18 protein-coding genes are annotated in these 16,220 nt (G+C 51.0%); 15 read left to right on the top strand and 3 right to left on the bottom strand.

Features of this window, described 5'->3' with window-relative positions; genetic code table 11:
- Positions 1 to 96: 96 nt before the first annotated feature.
- Positions 97 to 480, top strand: a complete 384-nt coding sequence (grcA, locus tag QUE34_RS15770; protein ID WP_000627804.1) for an autonomous glycyl radical cofactor GrcA — start codon at positions 97 to 99, stop codon at positions 478 to 480.
- 55 nt (positions 481 to 535) lie between these two features.
- Here the strand turns inward: grcA and eamB are convergent, their stop codons facing one another.
- Positions 536 to 1,123 (bottom strand): cysteine/O-acetylserine transporter, encoded by a 588-nt coding sequence (gene eamB / locus QUE34_RS15765; RefSeq protein ID WP_032303583.1) that lies wholly within the window; start codon positions 1,121 to 1,123, stop codon positions 536 to 538.
- A 102-nt stretch (positions 1,124 to 1,225) separates the two neighbouring features.
- Here eamB and QUE34_RS15760 point away from each other — a divergent pair, with 102 nt between their 5' ends.
- On the top strand, positions 1,226 to 2,107 hold the full coding sequence (locus tag QUE34_RS15760) for a LysR family transcriptional regulator (protein WP_032303582.1): 882 nt from the start codon (positions 1,226 to 1,228) through the stop codon (positions 2,105 to 2,107).
- 208 nt (positions 2,108 to 2,315) lie between these two features.
- On the opposite strand, the gene srmB is transcribed toward QUE34_RS15760, so the two are convergent.
- A complete protein-coding gene (srmB, locus tag QUE34_RS15755; RefSeq protein ID WP_000219193.1) occupies positions 2,316 to 3,650 on the bottom strand; it encodes an ATP-dependent RNA helicase SrmB in 1,335 nt (444 codons plus the stop codon).
- A 131-nt stretch (positions 3,651 to 3,781) separates the two neighbouring features.
- On the opposite strand from srmB, the gene trmN reads away from it, so the two are divergent.
- Complete coding sequence (gene trmN, locus QUE34_RS15750) at positions 3,782 to 4,519, top strand: tRNA(1)(Val) (adenine(37)-N(6))-methyltransferase TrmN (protein ID WP_032303581.1); 738 nt, start codon at positions 3,782 to 3,784, stop codon at positions 4,517 to 4,519.
- On the opposite strand, the gene nadB is transcribed toward trmN, so the two are convergent.
- Positions 4,504 to 6,126: an L-aspartate oxidase gene (gene nadB, locus QUE34_RS15745; protein ID WP_032303580.1), complete on the bottom strand. Its 1,623-nt coding sequence runs from the start codon at positions 6,124 to 6,126 to the stop codon at positions 4,504 to 4,506. The genes trmN and nadB overlap by 16 nt on opposite strands.
- A 254-nt stretch (positions 6,127 to 6,380) precedes the next feature.
- Between nadB and rseD the strand changes: the two genes are divergently transcribed.
- The 12 genes from rseD to acpS all read left to right on the top strand — a co-directional run bounded on the left by rseD (position 6,381) and on the right by acpS (position 16,048).
- Entirely contained in the window at positions 6,381 to 6,536 is a 156-nt protein-coding gene (gene rseD / locus QUE34_RS15740) for a rpoE leader peptide RseD (RefSeq protein ID WP_001303621.1), read from the top strand.
- Positions 6,533 to 7,108: an RNA polymerase sigma factor RpoE gene (rpoE, locus tag QUE34_RS15735; RefSeq protein WP_001295364.1), complete on the top strand. Its 576-nt coding sequence runs from the start codon at positions 6,533 to 6,535 to the stop codon at positions 7,106 to 7,108. The genes rseD and rpoE overlap by 4 nt, the downstream gene beginning before the upstream one ends.
- Before the next feature lie 32 nt (positions 7,109 to 7,140).
- On the top strand, positions 7,141 to 7,791 hold the full coding sequence (gene rseA / locus QUE34_RS15730; protein ID WP_001168459.1) for an anti-sigma-E factor RseA: 651 nt from the start codon (positions 7,141 to 7,143) through the stop codon (positions 7,789 to 7,791).
- Positions 7,791 to 8,747: a sigma-E factor regulatory protein RseB gene (gene rseB, locus QUE34_RS15725; RefSeq protein WP_000812053.1), complete on the top strand. Its 957-nt coding sequence runs from the start codon at positions 7,791 to 7,793 to the stop codon at positions 8,745 to 8,747. The genes rseA and rseB overlap by 1 nt, the downstream gene beginning before the upstream one ends.
- Positions 8,744 to 9,223, top strand: a complete 480-nt coding sequence (gene rseC / locus QUE34_RS15720; protein WP_032303578.1) for a SoxR-reducing system protein RseC — start codon at positions 8,744 to 8,746, stop codon at positions 9,221 to 9,223. The genes rseB and rseC overlap by 4 nt, the downstream gene beginning before the upstream one ends.
- Before the next feature lie 197 nt (positions 9,224 to 9,420).
- Complete coding sequence (lepA, locus tag QUE34_RS15715) at positions 9,421 to 11,220, top strand: translation elongation factor 4 (RefSeq protein WP_000790168.1); 1,800 nt, start codon at positions 9,421 to 9,423, stop codon at positions 11,218 to 11,220.
- A 15-nt stretch (positions 11,221 to 11,235) separates the two neighbouring features.
- Positions 11,236 to 12,210: a signal peptidase I gene (lepB, locus tag QUE34_RS15710; protein ID WP_000002542.1), complete on the top strand. Its 975-nt coding sequence runs from the start codon at positions 11,236 to 11,238 to the stop codon at positions 12,208 to 12,210.
- Positions 12,211 to 12,482: 272 nt separating this feature from the next.
- Entirely contained in the window at positions 12,483 to 13,163 is a 681-nt protein-coding gene (gene rnc / locus QUE34_RS15705; RefSeq protein ID WP_001068343.1) for a ribonuclease III, read from the top strand.
- Positions 13,160 to 14,065 (top strand): GTPase Era, encoded by a 906-nt coding sequence (gene era / locus QUE34_RS15700; protein WP_000063883.1) that lies wholly within the window; start codon positions 13,160 to 13,162, stop codon positions 14,063 to 14,065. The genes rnc and era overlap by 4 nt, the downstream gene beginning before the upstream one ends.
- 131 nt (positions 14,066 to 14,196) lie before the next feature.
- Positions 14,197 to 14,925, top strand: a complete 729-nt coding sequence (gene recO / locus QUE34_RS15695; RefSeq protein WP_000399393.1) for a DNA repair protein RecO — start codon at positions 14,197 to 14,199, stop codon at positions 14,923 to 14,925.
- An 11-nt stretch (positions 14,926 to 14,936) separates the two neighbouring features.
- Positions 14,937 to 15,668 (top strand): pyridoxine 5'-phosphate synthase, encoded by a 732-nt coding sequence (pdxJ, locus tag QUE34_RS15690; RefSeq protein ID WP_032303577.1) that lies wholly within the window; start codon positions 14,937 to 14,939, stop codon positions 15,666 to 15,668.
- Positions 15,668 to 16,048, top strand: coding sequence for a holo-ACP synthase (acpS, locus tag QUE34_RS15685; protein ID WP_000986038.1), 381 nt, complete (start codon positions 15,668 to 15,670; stop codon positions 16,046 to 16,048). Before pdxJ ends, acpS begins: the two co-directional genes overlap by 1 nt.
- The last annotated feature ends 172 nt before the right edge of the window (positions 16,049 to 16,220 follow it).

Here is a 16,220-nt window from a genome sequence, read left to right as displayed (position 1 = left end):
TGTTTGAGGAGTATATATACACTCAAGCAACAATGGTTTTACCAATTGGCCGCGACAGGCTAAACAAATCAAATAATTTTGCCGGGGAGGCATCACATGATTACAGGTATCCAGATTACTAAAGCTGCTAATGACGATCTGCTGAACTCTTTCTGGCTGCTGGACAGCGAAAAAGGCGAAGCGCGTTGCATCGTTGCGAAAGCAGGTTTTGCAGAAGACGAAGTGGTTGCAGTAAGCAAACTGGGTGACATTGAATACCGTGAAGTTCCAGTAGAAGTTAAACCAGAAGTTCGCGTTGAAGGTGGTCAGCACCTGAACGTAAACGTTCTGCGTCGTGAAACTCTGGAAGATGCAGTTAAGCATCCGGAAAAATATCCGCAGCTGACCATCCGTGTATCCGGTTATGCAGTTCGCTTTAACTCTCTGACTCCGGAACAGCAGCGCGATGTTATCGCTCGTACCTTTACTGAAAGCCTGTAAGGTTTAAGTAGCAAGTTACTAAGCGGAAGAGGGCGACCTCTTCCGCTTTTTTTCATTAACAGAAAATGCGCACCGCGCAATAGACCAGCAACAACGCCAGCACGATATTTAACTGGCGACCATACTGGCGAAACAATCGCTGAAACAGGTGCCCCGCCAGCGCCCAGCACACATTGCCAAAGGTCCCAATCATTGCCAGCAAAACGCTGACGCCAATCACCCAGCTTAACGCCTGCGTTTGTGGCAGGACAAATGTCGACAGTGCTGTAATGCCGTACAAAATAATTTTGACGTTCACAAACTGCAAAGCAAAGCTGGCCCAAAAGCTGATCGGTTTGGCCTGAAGTCCGTCTTCCTTGGTTGGACTGGTAGCGATTTTCCACGCCAGCCAGACAATATATGCTGCTCCTGCCCAACTCAAAAGGTGCACCGCTGCCGGGTCGATAACAGCCAGTGAAAATGAAATTCCTGCACACAGTAACATCACAATCAAAAATCCCAGACTCATCCCTGCCAGCACGCGGGTACTCCGACGAAATCCATGCGACGTGGCAGAGCTAAGAGCGAGTATATTGTTTGGTCCTGGCGTCAGGGCGGTAATCAGGGTGTAGGTCCAAAAAGCACTTAAAAGGGTCGGTGTCACTTGTTATCTCCTCTGTTTTGGTAGACAGTACCCGACACGAAACATTTAAAAAAATGAATGTTTTCACATTCTAAATTCGATATTTTCGATAGGTTTGGAGTTATGGATCTGCGCCGTTTTATTACGCTTAAAACCGTGGTGGAAGAGGGTTCCTTTTTGCGAGCTTCGCAAAAATTGTGTTGCACACAATCGACGGTGACTTTTCATATTCAGCAGCTTGAACAGGAGTTCTCAGTACAATTGTTTGAGAAAATTGGCCGACGGATGTGCCTCACTCGCGAAGGCAAAAAGTTGCTGCCGCACATCTATGAACTCACCAGAGTGATGGATACGCTTCGTGAGGCTGCCAAAAAAGAGTCTGATCCGGACGGAGAACTGCGCGTTGTTTCAGGCGAAACGCTGCTCTCTTACCGAATGCCGCAGGTGTTGCAGCGTTTTCGGCAACGTGCACCAAAAGTGCGTTTATCACTGCAGTCGCTGAACTGTTACGTGATCCGTGATGCTCTACTGAATGATGAGGCCGATGTCGGTGTTTTTTATCGCGTAGGAAATGATGATGCTCTGAATCGACGAGAATTGGGTGAACAATCGCTGGTGCTGGTGGCTTCACCGCAAATTGCAGATGTCGATTTTACTCAGCCTGGAAGACATAACGCCTGTAGCTTTATTATCAACGAACCACAATGTGTCTTCCGGCAGATATTTGAGAGCACGCTGCGCCAGCGGCGGATCACGGTGGAAAATACCATTGAGCTTATAAGCATTGAAAGCATCAAGCGTTGTGTCGCGGCGAATATCGGGGTCAGTTACCTGCCGCGCTTTGCAGTGGCAAATGAACTTGCGAGTGGCGAATTAATCGAATTGCCTTTTGGCGAACAGTCGCAGACCATTACGGCAATGTGCGCTCACCATGCCGGGAAAGCGGTTAGCCCGGCGATGCACACTTTTATTCAGTGTGTTGAAGAGTGTTTTTTGCCGGGATAAAAATAATGCCGGGCTTAAACCCGGCACCTAACTTGTCGACGAAGTGCGTTTTGTTCATGCCGGATGCGGCGTGAACGCCTTATCCGGCCTACAAGATCGTGCAAATTCAATATATTGCATGAGCCATGTAGGCCTGATAAGCGTAGAGCATCAGGCAGTTTTGCGTTTGCCAGCACTTTTAATTCCGGGCTTAAACCCGGAATTAAGATCACTCTTCTGTCGTTTGCGGTGGCACGCCCGTTCCGCTTGGTTTACGGCGCTTACCAATATTTTTGGTGTCGCGATGGCGTTTTTTCACCCGCGGCTTCTCTTTCTCTTTAGCCTTTTTCTTCTCGGCGCGTTTTGCCAGTACTTTCTTCGATGGCTTGCCGGTCTGCTTCTCACTTGGCGCACGCGTTTTCGGGCGTAACTCATCAATTACGCGAGCTTTAATTGGCTCTTCAATATAACGGCCTACTTTGCCCAGCAGCAGATGGTCATGAGCTTCAACCAGTGAAATCGCGGTTCCCTTACGACCAGCGCGAGCAGTACGTCCGATACGGTGTAAATAAGTATCGCCACTGCGTGGCATATCGAAGTTAAAAACATGGCTGACATCCGGAATGTCGATACCGCGCGCGGCAACATCGGTGGCAACCAGTACGTTTACGCGACCTTCGGTCAGACGTTTAATCGCTTCGTTACGCTTACCTTGTACCATCTCGCCTTCGAGATAGCAGTTGTTGATGCCCGCTTCGCGCAGCCAGTTTGCCAGCTCATGCACACGCTCACGCTTACGCACAAATACGATTGAGCGAGTCGCTTCCGGCTGTTTTAACAGGTGCACCAGCAACGCGGTTTTATGTTCCAGGTCATCGGCGCGGTAATACCACTGATGAATCTTTTTGCGCTCACGGGTGGATGGATTCGCAGAAACTTCCACCGGATCTTCAAGCAGACGCTCGGCAAAATCCTGAATGGCATCGCCTTCAAGCGTTGCCGAGAAGAGCAGGGTCTGTTTACGCCAGCGCGTTTCGCCTGCAATATGTTCGATATCCTGAGCAAAACCCATATCCAGCATACGGTCTGCTTCGTCGAGGATCAGCGTTTCAACCGCGCGGCAATCGAAGTTCTCTTCTTTTATGTATTGCAGCAGACGTCCGGTCGTGGCAACCACGATATCCTGGTTTTCGCTGAATACTTCCGCGTGGTTCATATAGGCTACGCCGCCGGTGATGGTGGCGATATCCAGATGCGTATGTTTCGCCAGTTCGCGGGCATGATCGGCCACCTGCATCGCCAGTTCGCGAGTCGGGGTGAGGATCAAAATACGCGGCGGACCGGATTTCTTACGGGGGAAATCGAGCAGGTGCTGCAACGCTGGCAGCAGATACGCCGCCGTTTTACCGGTGCCTGTCGGCGCAGAACCGAGTACATCACGGCCATCGAGCGCAGGCGGAATGGCGGCAGCCTGAATGGCGGTCGGGCGAGTGAAACCTTTATCCTGGAGGGCTTCCAGCAGGCTTTCGTCGAGTTCAAGTTCGGAAAAAGTCGTTACAGTCATGTTCTACCTCTGTGTGGGGCGCTGATTATAGACGTTACGGCTGCAATCTTCATCTGTTTGTATGGATATCGCTTCTCGGGTATTGTTCTCACCCGGTGCTATCGCCGTTTTTCCTGCAAGGTTTTATTTTCATGTCACAGTCTACATCCGTGCTTCGTCGTAATGGATTTACTTTTAAACAGTTTTTTGTTGCTCACGATCGTTGTGCGATGAAAGTGGGAACGGATGGCATTTTGCTGGGCGCATGGGCACCGGTGGCTGGGGTAAAACGTTGCCTTGATATCGGCGCGGGTAGCGGGTTGCTGGCATTAATGCTGGCGCAGCGAACCGATGACAGCGTGATGATTGATGCCGTTGAACTGGAAAGTGAAGCTGCGACTCAGGCGCAGGAAAATATCAACCAGTCCCCGTGGGCAGAGCGGATTAATGTCTATACGGCGGATATTCAGCAGTGGATCACCCAGCAGACAGCACGCTTTGATTTAATCATCAGTAACCCGCCTTATTATCAGCAGGGCGTTGAGTGCGCTACGCCGCAGAGGGAACAGGCACGCTATACCACTACGCTTGATCACCAATCGTTGCTGACCTGTGCGGCGGAGTGCATTACCGAAGAGGGATTTTTCTGCGTGGTGCTGCCAGAGCAGATTGGTAATGGTTTTACTGAACTGGCATTAAGTATGGGCTGGCATTTACGTTTGCGGACGGATGTGGCGGAAAACGAAGCGCGACTGCCGCATCGGGTGCTGCTGGCATTCTCCCCGCAGGCGGGAGAATGCTTTAGCGATCGCTTAGTCATTCGTGGGCCAGACCAGAACTATTCCGAAGCGTATACGGCGCTGACCCAGGCTTTTTATCTGTTTATGTAATGATTGCTGGGGGAAAGGATCGATGGACCGGAATGCGTGAGTAGCTGTGGGTAATCCAGCGTAAAATGCAGGCCACGGCTCTCTTTGCGCATCATCGCACAGCGAACAATCAACTCGGCAACCTGTACCAGATTACGCAGCTCCAGCAAATTATTTGAGACGCGGAAATGGGCGTAATATTCGTCTATTTCCTGCTGAAGCATATTGATCCGCCGCAGGGCGCGTTCCAGACGTTTCGTTGTGCGCACAATGCCAACGTAATCCCACATAAACAGACGTAACTCGTGCCAGTTATGTTGAATCACCACCAGCTCGTCTGGGTTCTCAACGCGGCTTTCATCCCATGGCGGTAACGTACTGACGCCGTGGGCATAAGGCATACGCCTGGTAATATCTTCCGCCGCCGACCAGCCATAGACCAGACACTCCAGCAAGGAATTCGAGGCCATGCGGTTAGCGCCGTGTAATCCCGTGTAGCTCACTTCGCCGATGGCGTACAGACCATCAACGTCGGTACGCCCATAGTCATCAACCATTACACCACCGCAGGTATAATGTGCAGCAGGCACAATCGGCACCGGTTCTTTCGTGAGATCTATCCCCAGCCCGAGCAACTTTTCATAGATCATCGGGAAATGCTGACGAATAAAATCGGCGGGCTTATGGCTGATATCGAGGAACATACAATCTGCGCCGAGGCGTTTCATTTCGTGATCAATAGCACGGGCGACAATATCGCGCGGAGCCAGTTCGCCGCGCTCGTCAAAATCAGGCATGAAACGCGTGCCATCCGGTCGCTTGAGATAAGCGCCTTCGCCGCGCAGTGCTTCCGTTAACAGAAAATTGCGTGCCTGCGGATGATACAGCGCGGTAGGATGGAACTGATTAAATTCGAGATTGGCGACCCGGCAGCCCGCGCGCCACGCCATAGCAATGCCATCGCCAGAAGAAATATCCGGATTGGTGGTGTACTGATAAACCTTCGACGCACCGCCGGTTGCCAGCACAACCGCTTTTGCGTGGCAGGTTTCAACCGTTTCTTTATTTCGGTTCCATACCCACGCGCCTACAACTCGTCGCGTGCCCGGCAGGCCAATTTTGTCAGAGACAATCAGATCAACCGCGTTGCTGCGCTCCAGCACGCGAATATTCGGATGGTTCTGCGCCTTGCTCACTAGTGTGGTTTCTACTTCTTTACCGGTGGCGTCCGCAGCATGAAGAATTCGTCGGTGACTATGTCCACCTTCACGGGTCAAATGGTAACTTTCTTCGCCATTCGATTGAACGTGGGTATCAAACAACACCCCCTGGTCGATTAACCATTGCACACAGGAACGCGCATTGCTGGCGACAAATTCAACTGCATGGCGATCACAAATACCAGCACCGGCTATCATTGTGTCTTCCACATGCGAATCAATGCTGTCAGTTTCATCAAACACGGCGGCAATTCCGCCCTGGGCATAAAATGTTGAACCTTCCGTGACTGGGCCTTTACTTAGAACGATGACATGATGCCGGTCAGCCAGACGTAGCGCCAGTGAAAGCCCGGCTGCGCCGCTTCCGATAATCAACACGTCACATGAATGTTCAGGGAGAGTATTCATTATTTTGTTTAATTTACTAAACACGGTTTGGTCAGCATAGCATCATGTTGTGCGATTAAACACCTGCTATTTTAATTTTTGTTACAGAGGCTAAACAGACCGAATCACGGCGACGAGAAAACGAGAAGTTACTGGCTGGCGAAGGATTATGTGGTGAAATAAAAAGGCCGTTGGGTTACTCTTCAGGCAGTTAAATGGGCATTTCTACACAGATAATGCGATGTTCAGATTCTGTAGACTTATAATGATAGATAATGATCCGTCTACAGCATGACAAACAAAAACAGATGCGTTACGGAACTTTACAAAAACGAGACACTCTAACCCTTTGCTTGCTCAAATTGCAGCTAATGGAGTGGCGTTTCGATAGCGCGTGGAAATTTGGTTTGGGGAGACTTTACCTCGGATGAGCGAGCAGTTAACGGACCAGGTCCTGGTTGAACGGGTCCAGAAGGGAGATCAGAAAGCCTTTAACTTACTGGTAGTGCGCTATCAGCATAAAGTGGCGAGTCTGGTTTCCCGCTATGTGCCGTCGGGTGATGTTCCCGATGTGGTACAAGAAGCTTTTATTAAAGCCTATCGTGCGCTGGATTCGTTCCGGGGAGATAGCGCTTTTTATACATGGCTGTATCGGATTGCTGTAAATACAGCGAAAAATTACCTGGTTGCTCAGGGACGCCGTCCACCTTCCAGTGATGTGGATGCCATTGAAGCTGAAAACTTCGAAAGTGGCGGCGCGTTGAAAGAAATTTCGAACCCTGAGAACTTAATGTTGTCAGAAGAACTGAGACAGATAGTTTTCCGAACTATTGAGTCCCTCCCGGAAGATTTACGCATGGCAATAACCTTGCGGGAGCTGGATGGCCTGAGCTATGAAGAGATAGCCGCTATCATGGATTGTCCGGTAGGTACGGTGCGTTCACGTATCTTCCGAGCGAGGGAAGCTATTGATAACAAAGTTCAACCGCTTATCAGGCGTTGACGATAGCGGGATACTGGATAAGGGTATTAGGCATGCAGAAAGAACAACTTTCCGCTTTAATGGATGGCGAAACGCTGGATAGTGAGCTGCTTAACGAACTGGCTCATAACCCAGAAATGCAGAAAACCTGGGAAAGCTATCACTTAATCCGTGACTCAATGCGGGGTGATACTCCCGAGGTGCTCCATTTCGATATCTCTTCACGCGTAATGGCCGCCATTGAAGAAGAGCCAGTACGTCAACCGGCGACACTGATCCCAGAGGCCCAGCCTGCGCCGCATCAATGGCAGAAAATGCCATTCTGGCAGAAAGTACGTCCATGGGCAGCACAGCTTACCCAAATGGGCGTAGCAGCATGCGTATCGCTTGCAGTTATCGTTGGCGTCCAGCACTATAATGGGCAATCTGAAACGTCCCAGCAGCCCGAAACGCCAGTATTTAATACACTGCCGATGATGGGTAAAGCCAGCCCGGTTAGCCTGGGAGTACCTTCTGAAGCGACTGCAAATAATGGTCAACAGCAGCAGGTACAGGAGCAGCGTCGTCGCATTAATGCAATGTTGCAGGATTACGAACTGCAACGTCGACTCCACTCTGAACAGCTTCAGTTTGAGCAGGCCCAAACACAGCAAGCCGCTGTACAGGTGCCAGGAATTCAAACTTTAGGAACGCAATCGCAGTAATGAAGCAACTTTGGTTTGCCATGTCATTAGTGACAGGTAGCCTGTTATTCTCTGCTAACGCCTCGGCCACTCCCGCGTCCGGGGCGTTATTACAGCAGATGAACCTGGCCAGTCAGTCACTGAATTACGAGCTGTCATTCATCAGCATCAATAAACAGGGTGTTGAGTCTCTGCGTTATCGACATGCACGCCTCGATAACCGTCCTCTTGCACAATTGTTGCAAATGGATGGCCCGCGCCGGGAAGTGGTACAGCGCGGCAATGAAATCAGCTACTTTGAACCGGGCCTTGAACCGTTCACGCTTAATGGCGATTACATTGTTGATTCTCTGCCATCGCTCATCTATACCGATTTCAAACGCCTTTCTCCTTACTACGACTTTATCTCCGTGGGACGCACGCGTATTGCTGATCGTCTTTGCGAAGTCATTCGCGTGGTGGCCCGTGATGGCACACGCTACAGCTACATCGTGTGGATGGACACCGAATCGAAATTACCGATGCGGGTTGATCTCCTTGATCGCGATGGTGAAACGCTGGAACAATTTCGCGTGATTGCTTTTAACGTTAATCAGGATATCAGCAGCAGTATGCAGACGCTGGCGAAAGCAAATCTGCCGCCGCTGCTTTCTGTTCCTGTAGGTGAAAAAGCTAAATTCAGCTGGACGCCAACCTGGTTGCCACAGGGGTTTAGTGAAGTTTCCAGCAGCCGACGTCCGTTACCGACGATGGACAACATGCCTATCGAATCACGTCTCTATTCCGACGGATTATTCAGCTTCTCGGTAAACGTTAACCGCGCTACGCCATCGAGCACCGATCAGATGTTGCGCACCGGACGCAGAACCGTCAGTACAAGCGTACGTGATAACGCCGAAATCACCATTGTCGGCGAACTGCCGCCGCAAACGGCGAAACGCATTGCCGAGAATATTAAGTTCGGGGCAGCGCAATGATCAAAGAGTGGGCTACGGTCGTCTCCTGGCAAAACGGGCAGGCGCTGGTCAGTTGTGATGTTAAAGCCTCATGCAGCAGCTGTGCTTCCCGTGTCGGTTGCGGTAGCCGCGTGCTGAATAAACTTGGCCCACAAACCACGCATACCATTGTCGTACCCTGTGATGAACCGTTAGTACCGGGGCAAAAAGTGGAATTAGGAATCACCGAAGGCAGCCTGCTTAGCTCCGCATTACTGGTTTATATGTCGCCGTTGGTGGGATTATTCCTCATCGCTTCGTTATTTCAGCTACTCTTTGCTTCAGATCTTGCAGCATTATGCGGTGCGATTCTCGGCGGCGTTGGTGGATTCCTGATTGCACGCAGCTACTCGCGAAAGTTTGCTGCCCGGGCAGAATGGCAACCGATCATCTTAAGCGTGGCATTGCCGCCAGGCCTTGTGCGATTTGAAACATCTTCGGAAGACGCGAGCCAGTGATTTCACTGGCTTTGTTGCATTTTGCATAACAAATGCGAGGACGTTTCCAGATACCACAATCCATACCGTATGAACATTTCCTCGCCTCAATGTTGTAGTGTAGAATGCGGCGTTTCTATTAATACAGACGTTAAGCTCAGAACAGCGACTTCTAAAAGCCTGGTTAACCGGGCATTAAGGCACAATAATCATACTTTATGAAGAATATACGTAACTTTTCGATCATAGCTCACATTGACCACGGTAAATCGACGCTGTCTGACCGTATTATCCAGATCTGCGGTGGCCTGTCTGACCGTGAAATGGAGGCGCAGGTTCTCGATTCCATGGATCTTGAGCGTGAGCGTGGCATTACCATCAAAGCGCAAAGCGTGACGCTGGATTACAAAGCGTCTGACGGCGAAACCTATCAGCTTAACTTTATCGACACCCCGGGCCACGTAGACTTCTCCTATGAAGTTTCCCGTTCGCTGGCTGCCTGTGAGGGTGCATTGCTGGTGGTCGACGCCGGGCAGGGCGTAGAAGCGCAAACCCTGGCAAACTGCTACACCGCGATGGAAATGGATCTCGAAGTAGTGCCGGTACTGAACAAGATTGACCTGCCGGCAGCTGATCCTGAACGCGTAGCAGAAGAAATTGAAGATATCGTTGGTATCGACGCCACCGACGCAGTGCGCTGCTCAGCGAAAACCGGCGTTGGTGTGCAGGACGTTCTCGAACGTCTGGTGCGCGATATTCCGCCGCCGGAAGGCGATCCGGAAGGCCCGTTACAGGCGCTAATTATCGACTCCTGGTTCGACAACTACTTGGGCGTTGTTTCACTTATCCGTATTAAAAACGGCACCCTGCGTAAGGGCGACAAAGTGAAAGTCATGAGTACCGGGCAGACCTATAACGCCGACCGTCTGGGTATTTTCACGCCGAAGCAGGTTGACCGCACTGAACTGAAATGCGGTGAAGTTGGCTGGTTGGTATGTGCGATCAAAGATATCCACGGTGCACCGGTAGGCGATACCTTAACACTGGCGCGTAATCCGGCAGAAAAGGCGCTGCCTGGCTTTAAGAAAGTCAAACCGCAGGTTTACGCAGGCTTGTTCCCGGTAAGCTCTGACGACTATGAAGCCTTCCGTGACGCGCTGGGCAAACTCAGCCTGAATGATGCCTCACTGTTCTATGAGCCGGAAAGCTCCAGCGCGTTGGGCTTTGGTTTCCGCTGCGGCTTCCTCGGCCTGCTGCACATGGAGATCATTCAGGAACGTCTGGAACGTGAATACGATCTGGATCTGATCACTACGGCGCCGACCGTAGTGTATGAAGTTGAAACTACGTCAAGAGAAGTTATTTACGTCGACAGCCCATCGAAGCTGCCAGCGGTAAATAACATCTACGAACTGCGCGAGCCGATTGCAGAGTGTCACATGCTATTGCCGCAGGCATATCTCGGTAACGTTATTACGCTGTGCGTAGAAAAACGTGGCGTACAAACCAACATGGTTTACCACGGTAACCAGGTAGCGTTGACCTACGAGATCCCGATGGCTGAAGTGGTGCTCGACTTCTTCGATCGCCTGAAATCTACCTCTCGTGGTTATGCGTCTCTGGATTACAACTTCAAACGCTTCCAGGCGTCCGACATGGTACGTGTAGACGTATTAATCAACGGTGAACGTGTTGATGCGCTGGCGCTGATCACCCACCGTGATAATTCGCAAAACCGTGGTCGCGAGCTGGTGGAAAAGATGAAGGATCTGATCCCACGCCAGCAGTTTGATATTGCCATTCAGGCAGCGATTGGTACGCACATCATTGCGCGCTCCACCGTGAAACAGCTGCGTAAAAACGTACTGGCTAAATGTTATGGTGGCGATATCAGCCGTAAGAAAAAGCTGCTGCAGAAGCAGAAAGAAGGTAAGAAACGCATGAAGCAGATCGGTAACGTCGAGCTGCCGCAGGAAGCGTTCCTCGCCATTCTGCACGTCGGCAAAGACAACAAATAACCCTTAGGAGTTGGCATGGCGAATATGTTTGCCCTCATTCTGGTGATTGCCACACTGGTGACGGGCATTTTATGGTGCGTGGATAAATTCTTTTTCGCACCTAAGCGACGGGAACGTCAGGCAGCGGCTCAAGCGGCTGCTGGTGACTCACTGGATAAAGCAACGCTGAAAAAAGTTGCACCGAAGCCAGGTTGGCTGGAAACCGGGGCTTCTGTTTTTCCAGTGCTGGCTATTGTATTGATTGTGCGTTCGTTTATTTATGAACCGTTCCAGATCCCGTCAGGTTCGATGATGCCGACTCTGTTAATCGGTGACTTTATTCTGGTAGAAAAGTTTGCTTACGGCATTAAAGATCCTATCTACCAGAAAACGCTGATCGAAACCGGTCATCCGAAGCGTGGCGATATCGTGGTCTTTAAATACCCGGAAGATCCAAAGCTTGATTACATCAAGCGTGCGGTGGGTTTACCGGGCGATAAAGTCACTTACGATCCGGTTTCAAAAGAGCTGACGATTCAGCCGGGATGCAGTTCCGGTCAGGCGTGTGAAAACGCGCTGCCGGTCACCTACTCAAACGTGGAACCGAGCGATTTCGTTCAGACCTTCTCGCGCCGTAATGGTGGGGAAGCAACCAGCGGATTCTTTGAAGTGCCGAAAAACGAAACCAAAGAAAATGGAATTCGTCTTTCCGAGCGTAAAGAGACTCTGGGTGATGTGACGCACCGTATTTTGACAGTGCCGATTGCGCAGGATCAGGTGGGGATGTATTACCAGCAGCCAGGGCAACAACTGGCAACCTGGATTGTTCCACCGGGCCAATACTTCATGATGGGTGACAACCGTGACAACAGCGCGGACAGCCGTTACTGGGGCTTTGTGCCGGAAGCGAATCTGGTAGGTCGGGCAACGGCTATCTGGATGAGTTTCGATAAGCAAGAAGGCGAATGGCCGACTGGTGTGCGCTTAAGTCGTATTGGCGGCATCCATTAATAGCTTATCTTCGTTCACGTTGTCGCCGTTATGGCGACAACGTGAATTATTTATGAGATAAATCCCCCGTGGCTAACGACATCCCCCGTCGTTGTGTATAGAATATTCCCCCGAAGTTTAAGGTTGGCACCTCCAGGTTGCCACGGCACACGAAACAGCGTTGGTCCCCATATACCGGTAAACTGAAACTGCAGCGAAGCAGTTAGCAGAGCCATGTATATCAGGTCTGTTTCGTGTGCTGAATTGTTGACGCATTTATTTATTGGTATCGCATGAACCCCATCGTAATTAATCGGCTTCAAAGGAAGCTGGGCTACACTTTTAATCATCAGGAACTGTTGCAGCAGGCATTAACCCATCGTAGTGCCAGCAGCAAACATAACGAGCGTTTAGAATTTTTAGGCGACTCTATTCTGAGCTACGTTATCGCCAATGCGCTTTATCACCGTTTCCCTCGCGTGGATGAAGGCGATATGAGCCGGATGCGCGCCACGCTGGTCCGTGGCAATACGCTGGCTGAACTGGCGCGCGAATTTGAGTTAGGTGAGTGCTTACGTTTAGGGCCAGGTGAACTTAAAAGCGGTGGATTTCGTCGTGAGTCAATTCTCGCCGACACCGTCGAAGCATTAATTGGTGGCGTATTCCTCGACAGTGACATTCAAACCGTCGAGAAATTAATCCTTAACTGGTATCAAACCCGTCTGGACGAAATTAGCCCAGGCGATAAACAAAAAGATCCGAAAACGCGCTTGCAAGAATATTTGCAGGGTCGCCATCTGCCGCTGCCGACTTATCTGGTCGTCCAGGTACGTGGCGAAGCGCACGATCAGGAATTTACTATCCACTGCCAGGTCAGCGGCCTGAGTGAACCGGTGGTAGGCACAGGTTCAAGCCGTCGTAAGGCTGAGCAGGCTGCCGCCGAACAGGCGTTGAAAAAACTGGAGCTGGAATGAGCAACGATAAAAGTTACTGCGGATTTATTGCTATCGTCGGACGTCCGAACGTTGGCAAATCCACATTGTTGAATAAATTGTTGGGGCAGAAAATCTCCATCACCTCCCGCAAGGCGCAGACAACTCGTCACCGCATTGTGGGGATCCATACTGAAGGCGCGTATCAGGCGATCTACGTCGATACCCCAGGCCTGCATATGGAAGAAAAACGCGCCATTAACCGCCTGATGAACAAAGCGGCGAGCAGTTCCATTGGCGACGTTGAGCTGGTGATTTTTGTCGTTGAAGGCACCCGCTGGACGCCGGACGATGAAATGGTGCTCAACAAACTGCGCGATGGCAAAGCGCCGGTAATCCTCGCGGTGAACAAAGTGGATAACGTGCAGGAAAAAGCCGATCTGCTGCCGCATTTACAGTTCCTGGCAAGCCAGATGAACTTCCTCGATATCGTGCCGATCTCTGCCGAAACCGGGCTGAATGTCGACACTATCGCGGCAATCGTGCGTAAGCATCTGCCTGAAGCGACCCATCACTTCCCGGAAGATTACATCACCGATCGCTCACAGCGTTTTATGGCGTCTGAAATCATCCGCGAAAAACTGATGCGTTTCCTCGGCGCTGAACTGCCGTACTCCGTGACCGTGGAGATCGAACGTTTCGTCTCTAACGAACGCGGTGGTTATGACATCAACGGTTTGATTCTCGTTGAGCGTGAGGGGCAGAAGAAGATGGTGATTGGCAACAAAGGGGCCAAGATTAAAACCATCGGAATTGAAGCGCGTAAAGACATGCAGGAAATGTTCGAAGCGCCTGTCCACCTTGAACTGTGGGTAAAAGTGAAATCTGGCTGGGCCGACGACGAACGCGCACTGCGCAGTCTCGGTTACGTTGACGATCTTTAATTAGCATACTCTATGACTTTCGAGGTGCAGGAAGGCGGCAAGACCGTGAATCCCTGGGAGCTTACTAAAGTAAGTGACCAGGGTGAACGGGTGCAGCCAAGGCACCTGCAACTTGAAAGGCGACGAGTATGATGGAAGGCTGGCAGCGCGCATTCGTATTGCATAGTCGCCCGTGGAGCGAAACCAGCCTGATGCTGGACGTCTTCACGGAGGAATCGGGTCGCGTGCGTCTGGTTGCCAAAGGCGCACGCTCTAAACGCTCTACTCTGAAAGGTGCATTACAGCCTTTCACCCCTCTCTTGCTACGTTTTGGCGGGCGTGGCGAAGTCAAAACGCTGCGCAGTGCCGAAGCTGTCTCGCTGGCGCTGCCATTAAGCGGTATCACCCTTTACAGTGGTTTGTACATTAACGAACTTCTCTCCCGCGTGCTGGAATACGAGACGCGCTTCTCTGAACTCTTTTTCGATTACTTGCACTGCATTCAGTCTCTTGCAGGTGCCACTGGTACGCCAGAACCCGCGCTGCGCCGCTTTGAACTGGCACTGCTCGGTCATCTGGGTTATGGCGTCAATTTTACCCATTGTGCGGGTAGCGGCGAGCCGGTAGATGACACCATGACGTATCGTTATCGCGAAGAAAAAGGGTTTATCGCAAGCGTCGTTATCGACAATAAAACGTTCACTGGAAGGCAGTTAAAAGCGTTAAACGCGCGGGAATTTCCTGACGCAGACACACTACGCGCCGCGAAACGCTTTACCCGTATGGCGCTTAAGCCGTATCTTGGCGGTAAACCATTAAAGAGCAGGGAACTGTTCCGGCAGTTTATGCCTAAGCGAACGGTGAAAACACATTATGAATGATGAGGATTGTCATGGCTGAATTACTGTTAGGCGTCAACATTGACCATATTGCAACGCTGCGTAACGCACGTGGTACTGCTTACCCGGATCCGGTGCAGGCGGCGTTTATTGCTGAGCAGGCGGGGGCGGATGGCATTACCGTGCATCTACGTGAAGATCGTCGCCACATTACCGACCGCGACGTGCGCATCCTGCGTCAGACGCTGGATACCCGCATGAATCTGGAGATGGCGGTGACCGAAGAGATGCTGGCGATCGCCGTTGAAACAAAGCCGCATTTTTGCTGCCTGGTACCGGAAAAGCGTCAGGAAGTAACAACCGAAGGCGGCCTGGACGTCGCTGGACAGCGTGAAAAAATGCGCGATGCCTGCAAACGTCTGGCGGAGGCCGGGATCCTGGTTTCTCTGTTTATCGACGCCGATGAAGAGCAGATCAAAGCTGCGGCAGAGGTTGGCGCACCGTTTATCGAGATCCACACCGGTTGCTATGCTGATGCCAAAACTGACGCCGAACAGGCGCAAGAGCTGGCGCGTATCGCCAAAGCCGCGGCCTTTGCCGCAAGTCTCGGTCTGAAAGTTAACGCTGGTCACGGTCTGACCTATCACAACGTGAAAGCCATTGCCGCCATTCCTGAGATGCACGAACTGAATATCGGTCATGCCATTATTGGTCGTGCAGTGATGACCGGACTGAAAGATGCGGTGGCAGAAATGAAGCGTTTGATGCTGGAAGCGCGTGGCTAATGGCAATATTAGGTTTAGGCACGGATATCGTGGAGATCGCTCGCATAGAAGCGGTGATCGCCCGATCCGGTGAGCGCCTGGCTCGCCGCGTATTAAGCGATAACGAATGGGAAATCTGGAAAACGCACCACCAGCCAGTGCGTTTTCTGGCGAAGCGCTTTGCCGTAAAAGAAGCCGCAGCAAAAGCGTTTGGCACCGGGATCCGCAATGGTCTGGCGTTTAATCAGTTTGAAGTATTTAACGATGAGCTTGGTAAGCCACGGCTGCGACTGTGGGGCGAGGCATTAAAACTGGCGGAAAAGCTCGGCGTTGTAAATATGCATGTAACGCTGGCAGATGAACGCCACTATGCTTGCGCCACGGTAATTATCGAAAGTTAAAATAATACCGTTCTCTTTAAAAAGTAAAACCCCCGAACTGGTAAGGAACGGGGGTTTTACTTTACAACTTTAATTTTGTGCAGCACACGATTCCAACAAAAATGATTATGGATCAATTTAGTTATCCTGTACAAGCAACTTGCAATCTTTAGCATAAAAACTCGAGCCTTTA

Origin of the sequence: Escherichia sp. KS167_9B (assembly GCF_030295215.1) — a bacterium.
GTDB classification, from domain to species: domain Bacteria; phylum Pseudomonadota; class Gammaproteobacteria; order Enterobacterales; family Enterobacteriaceae; genus Escherichia; species Escherichia coli_F.
The sequence above is the reverse complement of the archived record's forward strand: the minus strand, read 5'-3'. Positions and strand labels throughout refer to the sequence as shown.

Coding starts and splice junctions, on each gene's coding strand:
- lepB (WP_000002542.1), top strand. CDS start 11,236: ATGGCGAATATGTTTGCCCTCATTCTGGTGATTGCCACACTGGTGACG.
- grcA (WP_000627804.1), top strand. CDS start 97: ATGATTACAGGTATCCAGATTACTAAAGCTGCTAATGACGATCTGCTG.
- era (WP_000063883.1), top strand. CDS start 13,160: ATGAGCAACGATAAAAGTTACTGCGGATTTATTGCTATCGTCGGACGT.
- pdxJ (WP_032303577.1), top strand. CDS start 14,937: ATGGCTGAATTACTGTTAGGCGTCAACATTGACCATATTGCAACGCTG.
- rseA (WP_001168459.1), top strand. CDS start 7,141: ATGCAGAAAGAACAACTTTCCGCTTTAATGGATGGCGAAACGCTGGAT.
- nadB (WP_032303580.1), bottom strand. CDS start 6,126: ATGAATACTCTCCCTGAACATTCATGTGACGTGTTGATTATCGGAAGC.
- rseC (WP_032303578.1), top strand. CDS start 8,744: ATGATCAAAGAGTGGGCTACGGTCGTCTCCTGGCAAAACGGGCAGGCG.
- acpS (WP_000986038.1), top strand. CDS start 15,668: ATGGCAATATTAGGTTTAGGCACGGATATCGTGGAGATCGCTCGCATA.
- QUE34_RS15760 (WP_032303582.1), top strand. CDS start 1,226: ATGGATCTGCGCCGTTTTATTACGCTTAAAACCGTGGTGGAAGAGGGT.
- rpoE (WP_001295364.1), top strand. CDS start 6,533: ATGAGCGAGCAGTTAACGGACCAGGTCCTGGTTGAACGGGTCCAGAAG.
- rseB (WP_000812053.1), top strand. CDS start 7,791: ATGAAGCAACTTTGGTTTGCCATGTCATTAGTGACAGGTAGCCTGTTA.
- recO (WP_000399393.1), top strand. CDS start 14,197: ATGGAAGGCTGGCAGCGCGCATTCGTATTGCATAGTCGCCCGTGGAGC.
- rnc (WP_001068343.1), top strand. CDS start 12,483: ATGAACCCCATCGTAATTAATCGGCTTCAAAGGAAGCTGGGCTACACT.
- rseD (WP_001303621.1), top strand. CDS start 6,381: ATGATCCGTCTACAGCATGACAAACAAAAACAGATGCGTTACGGAACT.
- srmB (WP_000219193.1), bottom strand. CDS start 3,650: ATGACTGTAACGACTTTTTCCGAACTTGAACTCGACGAAAGCCTGCTG.
- lepA (WP_000790168.1), top strand. CDS start 9,421: ATGAAGAATATACGTAACTTTTCGATCATAGCTCACATTGACCACGGT.
- trmN (WP_032303581.1), top strand. CDS start 3,782: ATGTCACAGTCTACATCCGTGCTTCGTCGTAATGGATTTACTTTTAAA.